Below are 12249 nucleotides of genomic sequence, written 5' to 3'. Positions count from 1 at the left end.
GGCGTAGGGCGAGGCCTGGCCGGGCAGGGGGGTGGCGCCCGGCGTGTCCGCCGGGTCCTCGCCCATCACGTCGGCGTTGGCCGCCTCGGTCGGAAATCGGATGGTCATGGCGCGTCCTCTGGATCTGGGCCACGGCGTGGGCCGGGCAGGGGTTGGGCCGCGGCAGCACCGCGTTGCAGGCCATGATGCGCCGCCGGCCTCGGCGGGCGATGTAGGACGGCGCCTCATGCCCCGGCGGGTGCGGTATGGGAGAAGATGGAACCATGCGCATCGCGACCTTCAACGTCAACGGCATCCGCACGCGGCTTCCCAACCTGCTGGCCTGGCTGGAGCGCGAGCGGCCCGACGTGGCCTGCCTGCAGGAGCTGAAGGCCGGCGACGAGGCCTTCCCCGCCGACGCATTGCGGGAACTGGGCTACGAGGCGCTCTGGCGCGGGCAGCGCTCGTGGAACGGCGTGGCCATCCTGTCGCGCCACGGGCCGCCGGTGCCCGTGCGGCGCGAGCTGCCGGGCGATCCCGCCGACGACCACAGCCGCTACCTCGAAGCGGCGATCGAGGGGCTGGTGGTGGCCTGCCTCTACCTGCCCAACGGCAATCCCCAGCCCGGCCCCAAGTTCGACTACAAGCTGGCCTGGTTCGAGCGGCTGATCCGCCACGCGCACGGGCTGTGCCGTTCCACGCATCCAGTGCTGGTGTGCGGCGACTTCAACGTGGTGCCCACGGACGCCCTGGACATCTACGACCCGCGCTCCTGGCGCAAGGACGCGCTGCTGCAGCCCGAAAGCCGCGCCTGCTGGGAACGGCTGCTGGCCCAGGGCTGGACCGACGCGCTGCGCAGCCTGAACCCGGACGCCAAGGTGTTCACCTTCTGGGACTACTTCCGCCAGCACTGGCAGCGGGACGCCGGCATGCGCATCGACCACCTGCTGCTGAACCCGGTGCTCGCGCCCTGTCTGCAGGCGGCAGGCGTGGACCGCTGGGTGCGCGGCGAGGCCCATGCCAGCGACCATGCGCCGACCTGGGTCGAGCTGGACCTGTCCCGCCTGCCCGGCGGGCGCTGAGGCCGGCGGCGCCGCGCCGCCCGCGCCGGGCCCTCGCCGCCGGCTTACGGCAAATCCCTAAACCCTGGGGCCGCTTTGCTTACACCGCGCGAACACGGCCGTGGTGTCATGCAGGCATAGAGCCGTACCCGCCAGGAGCACCGCGATGAACGCCCACGCCGACACCAGCACCCGCATGCCGCGCATCCTCGTCATCGACGACATGCCGGACAACCTGTTCCTGATGAACGGGCTGCTTGAGGACCGCTACGAAGTGGTGCAGGCCGCTTCGGGCCAGGCCGGCCTGAAGGTGGTCATGTCGGACGCGCCGCCCGACATGGTGCTGCTGGACATCATGATGCCGGACATGGACGGCTACGAGGTGCTGCGGCGCATTCGCCAGCACCCGCCCACGGCGGGCATCCCGGTGATCTTCGTCAGCGCGCTGGCCTCGCCGCAGGACCAGGACCTGGGCCGCGGCCTGGGGGCCATCGACTACGTCACCAAGCCGGTGGACCCCGAGCAGGTCATCCTGCGCATCGAGGCCCACGTCCGGGCGACGGGGCGCGCGCGCCGCATGGAACGCCTGTCCGAGAAGCTGGCCCGGCACCTGGACCCCGCCGCCTGGTCCGCGCTGTTCCAGGGCGAGGCCGCGCAGCAGGTCGGCTTCGACACGCGCATCCTGGCGCTGGTCCACGCCGAGGGCCCGGGGCTGGTGGACCTGGTGCCGCCGGAACTGGCGCGTCTGCGCAGCGAGGTGGCGGAACTGGCGCAGGCCTACCACGGCCGGCTCGACGAGTTCCGCGACGACGCGCTGCTGGCCTGGTTCGAGGACCCGGCGGATGCGCTGGGCATGGGCGAAGCCCTGCAGCACGCCGCCGCGGCGCTGCGGCTGCGCGTCGCGGTGCACGCCGGTCCCTGCGACCTGGTGCGCTTCGAGCGCGACGGCCGGCCGGACGGCACGGTGCTGGGCGAGGCCGTGGACGCGGTCGCGCGCGAGGCCCAGGCCGCTGCGCCGGGCGCCCTGGCCGTCACCGCCGAGCTGCGGCTGCTCGCCGGGCCGTTCAGCCTGGAAGCGGGCACAGACAGCCCCCACGACCCGCTGGGCCTGCCGCTGGTCCGCTTCTGAGTCTGCGGGCGCCGGCAGCGCTGAGAGCCGCTGAGCCAGGGCTTCCTTGGGGCTGAAGGCGCCAGCCTACACCGCGTGGCAGGGCGGGACTGCATCCGGCCCGGGCCCGGGGCGCCACAGTGCGTCCATGGCCAATACCACCACCAGCGTCGGACGGGGCCCGGCCTCCGGCGGCAACGAAAACCACGACGGCGATCCCACCCGCACCACCCTGGGCGAGACGGCGGCGCAGGAGCCGCCTGCAGGCCGCGACGCGGTCGACGGCGCTCCCGACATGCCGGCCGGCGTCCCCGGCGGCGAGGCACATCCCGCGATACGCCGCGGGCCGCAGTCCTGGCCCGACGGCCCCAACGTGGAGGACAGCCCCTGGGAGCTGGATGCCGCGCGCGGGGTGCTGCCGCCGCAGGGCCCCCGCCCCGGTGGGCAGGACGGCAGCGGTCGCCAGGATGAGGACGGCGGCGGGGGCCGGGGCCCCGGCCGCCAGCCCGGGGAATAACCCGGCGCCAGCAGGGGCTGAGGGCGCTGCCCAGAATGCAGCTTCCAACTTCACGGGACACACCCATGCGCGCTGCTTCTGTCCTGATGCGTTCGGCCGCTCTGGCCGCTGTTGTGGGCCTGGCCGGATGTGCCGGTGGAATGATGGGCTACGGCGGCGGTTCGGGCGAGCACTACACCGCCACCCTGAGCGGCGCCCAGGAAGTGCCGGCCAAGCCCGGCAATGGCTCGGGCACCGCCGACGTGACGGTGGACCCGGCCACGATGAAGGCCACGTACACGGTCAGCTTCAGCGGCCTGTCGGGCCCGGCGACCAGCGGCCACATCCACGGCCCGGCGCCCGAAGGCAAGAACGCCGGCGTGGTCGTGCCTTTCGCCAGCGTGGCGGCGTCCCCGGTGACCGGGGAGGCAACCCTCACGGCGGCGCAGTATGCCGAGCTCAAGGCCGGCAACATGTACGTCAACATCCACACCGCCGCGAACCCGGCGGGTGAGATCCGCGGCCAGCTCAAGCCCCGCTGAGCCTGCGGCGGCGCGGCAGGCGCTGGCCCGCCGCGCCCGAATACCCCTCGCGCACGCCCGGCAGGGTGGGCCGGTAAAATCGCGCACCTCCTTCTGACGGCGCGCGTGAGCGCCGCCGTGCCATGAACGCCCCGGTCGACGTCTCCTTCTTCGCGCGCGCCGCCAAGCCCATCACCAGCTACCGCAAGTACTGGGCGAGCCGCTTCGGCAACGCACCCTTCCTGCCCATGAGCCGGCAGGAGATGGACGCGCTCGGCTGGGACAGCTGCGACGTCATCCTGGTCACCGGCGACGCCTACGTGGACCACCCCAGCTTCGGCATGGCCGTGATCGGCCGCGTGCTCGAGGCGCAGGGCTTTCGCGTCGGCATCATCGCCCAGCCCGACTGGCAGAGCGCCGAGCCCTTCAAGGCGCTGGGCAAGCCGAACCTGTTCTTCGGCGTCACCGCCGGCAACATGGATTCCATGATCAACCGGTACACCGCCGACCGGAAGATCCGCAGCGACGACGCCTACACGCCGGGCGGTGAGGGCGGCCGCCGGCCCGACCGCGCCTCGCTGGTGTACTCGCAGCGCTGCCGCGAGGCCTGGCCCGAGGTGCCCATCGTCATGGGCGGCATCGAGGGCAGCCTGCGCCGCATTGCCCACTACGACTACTGGTCGGACAAGGTGCGGCGGTCCATCCTGGTCGATGCCAAGTGCGACCTGCTGCTGTACGGCAACGCCGAGCGGGCGCTGGTCGAGGTGGCGCACCGGCTCGCGGCGCGCGAGCCCGTGGCGCAGATCACCGACGTGCGCGGCACCGCCTTCATCCGCCGCGCCACGCCCGAAGGCTGGTTCCAGATCGATTCGACCGAGGTCGACCAGCCCGGCCGCGTGGACGAGCACATCAACCCCTACATGACCATCGCCGACCAGGCGAAGGCCCAGGGCGAAACCTGTGCACGGGAAGAAGGCGGCGAGGGCGCGGACGCGCCGGCGCAGTCCCAGCCGATCGCCTTCGTTGCCAACCCGCGCGTCAAGCTCAAGCCGCCGCCGCGTGAGAAGACCGTGATCCGCCTGCCCTCGTACGAGCAGGTCAAGGGCGACCCGGTGCTCTACGCGCACGCCAACCGGGTGCTGCACCTGGAAACCAACCCCGGCAATGCCCGCGCCCTGGTCCAGGCCCATGGCGACCGGGACGTGTGGCTGAACCCGCCTCCCATCCCGCTGACCACCGCCGAGATGGACCATGTGTTCGGCCTGCCGTACGCGCGCAGCCCGCACCCCCGCTACGCCGACGCGGACGGCCGGCACGACGGGCCGACCAAGATCCCGGCCTGGGAGATGATCCGCTTCTCGGTCAACATCATGCGCGGCTGCTTCGGCGGCTGCACCTTCTGCTCCATCACCGAGCACGAGGGCCGCATCATCCAGAGCCGCAGCGAGGACTCCGTCATCCACGAGATCGAGGAGATCCGCGACAAGGTGGAAGGCTTCACCGGCGTCATCTCCGACCTGGGCGGTCCCACGGCCAACATGTACCGCCTGGGGTGCCGCTCGCCCGAGATCGAGGCCGCCTGCCGCAAGCCCAGCTGCGTCTACCCGGGCATCTGCCAGAACCTCACCACCGACCACGGGCCGCTGGTGCACATGTACCGGCGTGCGCGCGCGCTCAAGGGCATCAAGAAGATCCTGATCGGCTCCGGCCTGCGCTACGACCTCGCGGTGCAGTCGCCCGAGTACGTGAAGGAGCTGGTGCAGCACCACGTGGGCGGCTACCTCAAGATCGCGCCCGAGCACACCGAGCAGGGCCCGCTGTCCAAGATGATGAAGCCGGGCATAGGCACCTATGACCGCTTCAAGGCCATGTTCGAGAAGTACAGCGCCGAGGCAGGCAAGAAGCAGTACCTGATCCCGTACTTCATCGCGGCGCACCCGGGCACCAGCGACGAGGACATGATGCAGCTCGCGCTCTGGCTCAAGCGCAACGGCTTCCGCGCCGACCAGGTGCAGACCTTCTACCCCAGCCCCATGGCCACCGCCACGGCGATGTACCACAGCGGCCGCAACCCGCTGCGCAAGATCCACCGCGTGGCGGCCTCGGCCGAGGAGGCGGTGGACATCGTGCGCGGCGAGAAGCGCCGGCGCCTGCACAAGGCCTTCCTGCGCTACCACGACCCGAACAACTGGCCGCTGCTGCGCGAGGCGCTCAAGACCATGGGGCGCGCCGACCTGATCGGCAACGGCAAGCAGCACCTGGTGCCCAGCTTCCAGCCGCTCACCGACGGCGGCTACCAGAGCGCGCGGCGCAAGAACTCCACGCCGCCCGGCCGCGCTGCCGCGGTCAAGCCGCCGGCCAAGGGCACCCTGCTGACCCAGCACACCGGGCTGCCCCCGCGCGTCACGGGTGCCGGCCGTCCCGGCGGCCCGCGCAAGCCCCGCTGAGCCCTGCGCCCGAGGCGGCGCGGCCACCATAATCGGCCGCATGCCCCAGTTCCCCACCGCGCCCCTGGATGAGGACGACGCGCGCCGCGTGCTGTTGGCGCGCGCCGTGGAGAGCGCCAGCGACGGTGCCCTGCTGCCCGCGGCCGAGCGCAGCCGGATCGACCGCAACGCGCGCGACGAGCTGCTGCGCGAGGCCGCCGGGCGACCGGTGGACCCGCGACGGCTGCTGCGCCTGCGGGCCGACCAGGTGATCGCGGCGGTGGGCGTGCGCGAGCCCGGCCTGGTCGCGCTGCTGGCGCCTTCGCCCTGGCCGGGCCGGATCGCCTGGCTGCTGCCCCTGCTGGCCCTGGTGCTGGGCGCTGCCTCCGACTGGGTGGGTGATCCGCACCGCGTCAACCTGCTCTCGATTCCGCTCGCGGGCCTGCTGGCCTGGAACCTGGTGGTCTACGGTGTGCTGCTGGCCAGCCTGCTGCGCGGCAAGGGCCGCCACAGCCCCTGGCTCGCCGGACTGGCCGGCTGGACCGACGGCGAACGGGCGCTGCGGCGCGGCGGTCCCGCGCGCCTGCAGGCCCGGCTCCTGTTCCAGCGCGACTGGCTGAAGGCCAGCCGGGCGGCGGAAACCGCCCGCTGGACCCGGGTGCTGCACCTGTGCGCCGCCTGCTGGGCCCTGGGCTGGCTGGCCTCGCTCGCGGTGCGCGGGCTGGTGGTGGAGTACCGCGTCGGCTGGGAGAGCACCTTCCTCGGGCCCGCGCAGGTGCACGCCGTGCTCGCGGCCCTGCGCGGGCCGGCAGCCTGGCTGCAGGCCCTGCCGCCGCTGTCCATGGAGGAGGTGGCAGCCCTGCACTTCGGTGCGGGCGGGGGCACCGCCACCGGCGGGCGCGCCTGGGTGCTGATGGTGGCGGTCCTGCTGGCCGCCGTCGTGGTGCTGCCCCGGCTGCTGCTGGCTGCCGTTGCGGCCGTGTCCCAGGCCAGGGCGCGGCGCCGGCCCGGCGTGTCGCTGGACGACCCGTACTTCGCCCGCATCCTGTCCCTCCTGGACACCGGCCGCGTGGCCCTGGCCGTGCTGGAGACCCGCGACGAGGACCTGGACTGGCTGCGTCGGCGTTTCGCCCAGGATGCGCGAGCCTGGCCCCTGCTGGGGAGCTCCGACCAGGGCGACGAGCTTCGCCTGCTGCTCGGCGCACCGCCCGCGCCGGCCGCCGTGCCGGCACGAGGCAGCGCCTGGTGGCCCTGGCGTGGCCCCGTGGCCGCGCCAGCGTCCGCCGCCGCCCAGGCGCAGGGCGCGCTCTGCGTGGTGCGCAGCCCCCAGGCCCTGGCGCAGGCCCGCGATGCGGCCCAGGCCGCGGGGGGACTGCCCCTGCTGGCCCTCTGGCGTGGCGAGGTCCCCGGCCCCGCGTCACAGCCCGGCTGCACCGTGCTGCGCGAGGACGAGGCCGGTGCCTGCTGGGTTCAGCGCACGCGGCTCCACCAGGCCCTGGCGGGCCTGCTGCCCACGCCCCAGGCCGAGGCGGTGCGGCGCGTGGGCGAAGCGCTCGCGGCCAGCGATGCCCAGCGCCTGCAGCAGGCCATGCATGCCGCTGCGCTCTACCTGCTGTCTGCGGCCCGCCAGCAGGAGGAACTGCACGGCCTGGCCAGCGGCGCCTCGCGCCTGCTGCCCGGGCCCAGGCGCGAGGCGGCGCAGGCGCAGGAGCGCGCCATGGACGGCATCCTGGGGCGCGTGCGCGAGGCCGGCCAACGCTACCTGGACCGCCTGCGTGAGCTCCATGCGGTCCCCGAGGGCGAGATGGCGCTGGCCGAGCAGCAGCTGGAGGCGCGCTTCCAGGTCGATTCGCCGGTGCATGCGCCGCAGGCCGGCATGGCCGGGGCGGCCACCGGCGCTGCAGTGGGCGCGACGGTGGACCTGGCCGCGGGCGGCCTCACCCTGGGCGCGGCCGCCGCGCTGGGCGCGCTCGTGGGGGGCGGGGCGGCCTATGTGGGCGCGCTGTGGAAGAACAGGGCCACCCCGGGCGGCGGGACCCTGGTGCAGCTCAGCGAGGACATGCTGCAGGCCCTGGCCGAAGCCGCGCTGATGCAGTACCTGGCCGTGGTGCACGCCCCGGCGGCCACCGACCTGGCCTGGCCCGGCTGGGTGACGCAGGCCCTGGCGCAGCGCCGCCCGCAGATGGCGCCGTTCTGGGCCCAGGCGCGCACCCAACCCGATGCGCACCGGCTCGCCCAGCCCCTGGGCCACGTGCTGGAGGGCGCGATGCGCGAGTTGCTGGCCCGCGCCTGGCCCGAAGGAATCCTTTCTTCTTAGGATGAGCACGCAACGCACGCAAAGCTGCGGTCTTGTCCTACAGGTCCACAGCAGAGCTTGGGCCAGCATCAACGCTTCTTTCACCAGGAGCTGTCTCATGCAGGAAACCCTCACCACGACCCCGCTGGACCCGATGCCCTCCTCGGGCGAGCCGACGCGCCGCCTGCGCGGCTTTGCCGCCATGTCGCCCGAGAAGAAGAAGGAGATCGCCAGCATGGGTGGCCGCGCAGCCCACGCCTGTGGGCGCGCCCACCAGTTCAGCAGCGAGGAAGCCCGTGCCGCTGGCAAGAAGCGCCACCAGCGTCCCGACAGCCCGGCCGCCTGAAGCCGCGCAGCGCACCCCCCACGAAAAAAGGGCCGCTCTCGCGGCCCTTCTTCATTGGCGCGGCCCCTGGCTCAGGGCTTGCGCGTCAGGTTGTCGGCAGCCTGCTCGACGTCGCCGGTCTTCTTTTCGACCTTGCCTTCCATCTCGCGGGCATGGCCCTTGGCTTCCTGCTCGGTGCTGCCGACGGCGCGGCCCATGTGCTCCTGGGCTTCGCCGGCGACTTCCTTCATCTTGCCCTTGACCTGTTCCTGGTTCATCTTGACTCCTTCGGTTTGCAAGAGGTTCATCGTGCGGCCCGGCCTTGGCGCGCGGTGCAGGCCAAGGCCGGCTCGGGTCGTGGGCCGTGGACCACAGCCCGCGACGGCTTACTTCGAGCCCGAGCCCGAGGCACCTGCGCCCGCGCCACCGGCCGCGCCCGCCGCGGAGCCGGAGGCCGAGCCACCGCCACCGCCGGTGGTGCCGGTGCTGTTCTCGTTGCCCAGGCCCGTGGTGGCACCGGAGGGCGTCATGTTGCTGTCGCGGCTGCTGGCCCCCATGCTCGTCGAACTGCCGGAGGTGCTGTCCATGCCGGTCGTGGTGCCCCGGCCCATGTTCTGGCAGCCGGCGAGGGCTGCCGCAGCAAACAGGGCGCAGAGGGTGAGGGAGGTCTTTGCTTGCATGAATCGTCCTTCTGGGTTTGTGCGCTGACGCGCGGGAATTGCGGCGAACCGCGGAACTAGCCGGCCGTGGCGGCCGGGAAAACAGTGAGCGCATTGCGCACGCGCCAGACACCGGGCACGTCCACCAGCCCGACCAGGAAGCGTTCGCGCTCGCTGGCCTGCACGCGGCCGGAGACGCGCACGATGCCGTCCTCGACACGCACCTCGACGGCATCGGGCTGCGCGAGCATGTCCTGCGCATGGGCCCGGACCCGGCGCGCGACCACCTCGTCGCTGGCATGCGCCGCGTGGCCGCGCCAGCGCGCGGCGAGGCCGGCAAGGCCCCAGGTGAGCGCGGCGCCGGCCGCGAAGGCCATGACGGCGGCCAGCGGGGCGAGGCCAGGACGGTCTTGGAGTCGGTTCATGCGGCTTTCTTGCGGGGCTTGGGCTTGACGGTCGCGGTGGCCGTGGCGCGAGGCGCGCGCTTGGCCGCGGCGGCGCGGCGGGGCGCGGCCGGGGCCTGCTGGGCCTCGTCGTTGGCGGCCTTGGCGCGGCGGGGGGCCTTGGCAGCGTTCGGGGATGCGGCTGCCGGGGCAGGCGCCGTAGCGGGCGCCGGCGCGGCGGCAGGCGTGCCGGGCTTGCGCAGGCTGCGCCGCAGCAGTTCGGTGAGGTCGATGATGTCCGCGCTGGCGGGCATTTCCTCGCCCTCCAGCGGCTGGGTCACGTGGGCACCCTGGCCCGCGCGCACCTTCTCGTCGACCAGCTGCTGCAGCTTCTCGCGGAACTCGTCGTGGAAGCTGTCGGGCTGCCAGTCGCCGGCGAGCTCGCCCACCAGCTGTTCGGCCATTCGCAGCTCGCGGTCGCTGACTTCGGTCTTCGCGGCATCGGGCAGCGGCAGGCCGGCGGTGTCGCGCACCTCCTCGGACCAGCGCAGGAGTTCGAGCACCAGCCCGTGCTCGGCCGGCACCAGCGCCGCCAGGTGCTGGCGCGTGCTGATCACGACGCGGGCGATGCCGACCTTGCCGGTGCGCCTCAGGGTCTCCAGCAGCAGCAGGTAGGGCTTGTCGCCCTTGCTGGCCGGGGCGACGTAGTAGGGCTTGTTGAAGTAGGGCGTGGGGATGCCCGCCATCTCCACGAACGCCTCGATCTCGATGGTCTGCGTGGAGCGGGGCAGGGCGGCCTTGATCTCGTCCGGGCTGAGGACCACGTACTGGTCCTTCTCGTACTCGAAACCCTTGACCACCTCGTCGCGCGCCATGGCCTCGCCGCTGGTCTTGTTCACCTGCTGGTTGCCCACCGGGCTCATGGTGCGCTTGTCGAGCAGGTTGAACTTCATCCGGCTCTCGGCGGTGGCCGAGTGCAGGGTGACGGGGATGTGGACCAGGCCGAAGCTGATCGCCCCCTTCCAGAGCGTGCGGGTGCTGGACGGTGCCATGGAAAGCACCTTAGGCGCGGCACCCGCGCCCCGACTGTAGGACGGGAGAGCCAGGCCGTGTGCGGCCGTGGCACCCGCCGTGTGGCGATCAGTCGATCAGCTTGTTCTTCAGCGCGTAGTAGGTGAGGTCGCTGTTGGAGGCGAGCCCCATCTTTTCCATGAGCCGCGTGCGATAGGTGCTGACGGTCTTCACGCTCAGCGACAGGGCATTGGCGATCTCGCCGGCCGTCTCGCCCTTGGCCAGCTTGAGGAAGACCTGGAACTCGCGTTCGGACAGCAGGTCGTGCGCGGCGCTGCCCTCCTTGCGATTGAGCTGCTGCGCGATCAGCTCGGCCACCGAAGGCGAGATGTAGCGGCGACCCAGGGCGATGGTGCGGATCGCGTTCACGATCTCCATCGGCTCGCATTCCTTGTTCAGGTAGCCGCTCGCGCCCTGGCGGATCAGGTTCACCGCGTACTGCTCCTCCGGGTAGCCGGAGAGGATCAGGATGCCCACGTCGGGCGCCTTGGCCCGGATCATGGCCAGCGCGTCGATGCCGCTCTGGCCGGGCATGGACAGGTCCATGATCAGCACGTCGATCTCGGTCGTGCGGACCAGGTCGATGGCCTCGCGGCCGCTGGCGGCTTCGCCAACGACGCGCAGGTCGACCATTTCGGACAGGAATTGCTTGAGACCGGCGCGGACGATCGCGTGATCGTCGACGATGGCAACCTTGACGATGGAGTCGTTCATGTTCGGGGTCGTTTTTGCTTCAAAGCCTCATCAACCCCCAGTGTGCGCTGCAAAGCCAGCCGAAACGCCCGGCTCGTGCGACGGCCCCCGAAGTCTCGCGTTTGTCCTACAGGCGCTGTAGGACCCGGCCTTCAGGACGGCTTTCAGGCCAGCGTGTGCAGCGGCAGGTCGCGCTCGGCGGCGAGTTGCTCCAGCTGCGCCCGGGTGCAACCTGCGAACCAGGCCGCCAGGCCCTCGTGCGTGGCGGCCGCCAGCATGCCGCCGCGCGCATCGGCGCCCGGCAGGCCCGCCGCCTCGCACAGCGCGGCGGCGAAATGCGGCTCCAGGGCCGCCACGGCGACGCGGCCGTCGCGGCAGGGATACACCTTGTAGCCCGCATGGGCGCCCCCCACCGAGCCTTCCGGGGCCGTCAGGCCCCAGCGGCGCGGCAGGCCCAGGTAGCCGGCTGCGTCTGACAGGGCGACCTCGAAGTAGCGTCCCGGCTGCAGGTCCCCGCTGCCGTCGTAGCGCTGGGCCTGCAGCAGCGCCGCCTGCAGCACCGCCTCGGCGGCCATCAGCGAGCCGCCCATATCGGCATACAGCGTGGCCGGCAGTTCGAGCCCGGGCACCAGGCCGTTCTGCGCCAGGTAGGTCAGGTCATGGCCCGGCTCCTCGGCCCGGGCGCCCGGCGCGCCCACGATCGCGACCTGCGACAGCTGCGGATAGCGCGCATGCAGGGCCTTCCAGCCCAGGCCCAGCTTCTCCAGGGCCGAGGGCCGGAAGGAGGTCAGCAGCACGTGCGCCTGGGCCAGTTCTGCGTGCACCCGCTGCTGGCCCTCGGCCGTCTTCAGGTCGGCCGTGAGCACCTTCACGCCCTCGTGGAGTTCCCCGTAGGCGGCCGGGTTGTAGTGGCCCATGGGGTCGCCGGCCGGCGGCTCGACTTTGGTGCAGGTCGCGCCCATGCGGCGGCAGCGCATCAGCGCCGCGGGGCCGGGCAGGTTGAGGGCGAGGCTGAGGATGCGGGTGCCGTGCAGCACCGGGGCCGTGCGAGTGCTCATGCGGGCAAGCCTAGCAGAGGCGCGGGCCGGGAGAGTACCGATGCGTCGACCGGGCGCCGCGGCCTATGCTCATCCGTCCGCGATCCGCGCGGGCCAAGAGAACAACAGGTCAGGAGACACCATGATTTCCCGTCGCATCTGGGCGGCCGCCGCATTCGGCGTCGCCTTCGCCG

13 protein-coding genes are annotated in these 12249 nt (G+C 72.4%); 7 read left to right on the top strand and 6 right to left on the bottom strand.

Annotated features, from left to right (window positions below):
- The first annotated feature begins 263 nt into the window (after positions 1 to 263).
- From xth to IM725_RS18370, 7 genes are all read left to right on the top strand, one after another.
- Complete coding sequence (gene xth, locus IM725_RS18400) at positions 264 to 1061, top strand: exodeoxyribonuclease III (protein ID WP_193782093.1); 798 nt, start codon at positions 264 to 266, stop codon at positions 1059 to 1061.
- Positions 1062 to 1206: 145 nt separating this feature from the next.
- On the top strand, positions 1207 to 2169 hold the full coding sequence (locus IM725_RS18395) for a response regulator (protein WP_193782092.1): 963 nt from the start codon (positions 1207 to 1209) through the stop codon (positions 2167 to 2169).
- Between the two features lie 127 nt (positions 2170 to 2296).
- Entirely contained in the window at positions 2297 to 2665 is a 369-nt protein-coding gene (locus IM725_RS18390) for a hypothetical protein (RefSeq protein ID WP_193782091.1), read from the top strand.
- A 140-nt stretch (positions 2666 to 2805) separates the two neighbouring features.
- Positions 2806 to 3186 carry a CHRD domain-containing protein gene (locus IM725_RS18385; protein WP_193782090.1) on the top strand — a complete coding sequence of 127 codons (381 nt, stop codon included), beginning with the start codon at positions 2806 to 2808 and terminating at the stop codon, positions 3184 to 3186.
- A gap of 122 nt (positions 3187 to 3308) precedes the next feature.
- A complete protein-coding gene (locus IM725_RS18380; RefSeq protein WP_193782089.1) occupies positions 3309 to 5612 on the top strand; it encodes a YgiQ family radical SAM protein in 2304 nt (767 codons plus the stop codon).
- Positions 5613 to 5652: 40 nt separating this feature from the next.
- Entirely contained in the window at positions 5653 to 7908 is a 2256-nt protein-coding gene (locus tag IM725_RS18375) for a DUF3482 domain-containing protein (protein WP_193782088.1), read from the top strand.
- A gap of 97 nt (positions 7909 to 8005) precedes the next feature.
- Positions 8006 to 8233, top strand: a complete 228-nt coding sequence (locus tag IM725_RS18370; RefSeq protein ID WP_321576218.1) for a KGG domain-containing protein — start codon at positions 8006 to 8008, stop codon at positions 8231 to 8233.
- 71 nt (positions 8234 to 8304) lie between these two features.
- Here IM725_RS18370 and IM725_RS18365 read toward each other — a convergent pair whose 3' ends face one another.
- The 6 genes from IM725_RS18365 to IM725_RS18340 form a co-directional block, all read right to left on the bottom strand.
- Positions 8305 to 8490, bottom strand: coding sequence for a CsbD family protein (locus tag IM725_RS18365; RefSeq protein WP_193782087.1), 186 nt, complete (start codon positions 8488 to 8490; stop codon positions 8305 to 8307).
- Between the two features lie 108 nt (positions 8491 to 8598).
- Positions 8599 to 8892: a hypothetical protein gene (locus tag IM725_RS18360; protein WP_193782086.1), complete on the bottom strand. Its 294-nt coding sequence runs from the start codon at positions 8890 to 8892 to the stop codon at positions 8599 to 8601.
- Between the two features lie 56 nt (positions 8893 to 8948).
- Positions 8949 to 9296 carry a BON domain-containing protein gene (locus IM725_RS18355; protein WP_193782085.1) on the bottom strand — a complete coding sequence of 116 codons (348 nt, stop codon included), beginning with the start codon at positions 9294 to 9296 and terminating at the stop codon, positions 8949 to 8951.
- Complete coding sequence (ku, locus tag IM725_RS18350; RefSeq protein WP_193782084.1) at positions 9293 to 10306, bottom strand: non-homologous end joining protein Ku; 1014 nt, start codon at positions 10304 to 10306, stop codon at positions 9293 to 9295. The genes IM725_RS18355 and ku overlap by 4 nt, the downstream gene beginning before the upstream one ends.
- Before the next feature lie 88 nt (positions 10307 to 10394).
- Positions 10395 to 11027, bottom strand: a complete 633-nt coding sequence (locus tag IM725_RS18345; RefSeq protein WP_193782094.1) for a response regulator — start codon at positions 11025 to 11027, stop codon at positions 10395 to 10397.
- Positions 11028 to 11182: 155 nt separating this feature from the next.
- Entirely contained in the window at positions 11183 to 12076 is an 894-nt protein-coding gene (locus tag IM725_RS18340) for a CoA transferase (RefSeq protein WP_193782083.1), read from the bottom strand.
- Positions 12077 to 12249 lie beyond the last annotated feature (173 nt).

Origin of the sequence: Ramlibacter aquaticus, assembly GCF_015159745.1 — a bacterium.
GTDB lineage: Bacteria > Pseudomonadota > Gammaproteobacteria > Burkholderiales > Burkholderiaceae_C > Ramlibacter > Ramlibacter aquaticus.
This window is presented reverse-complemented; position numbering and strand designations above follow the sequence as displayed.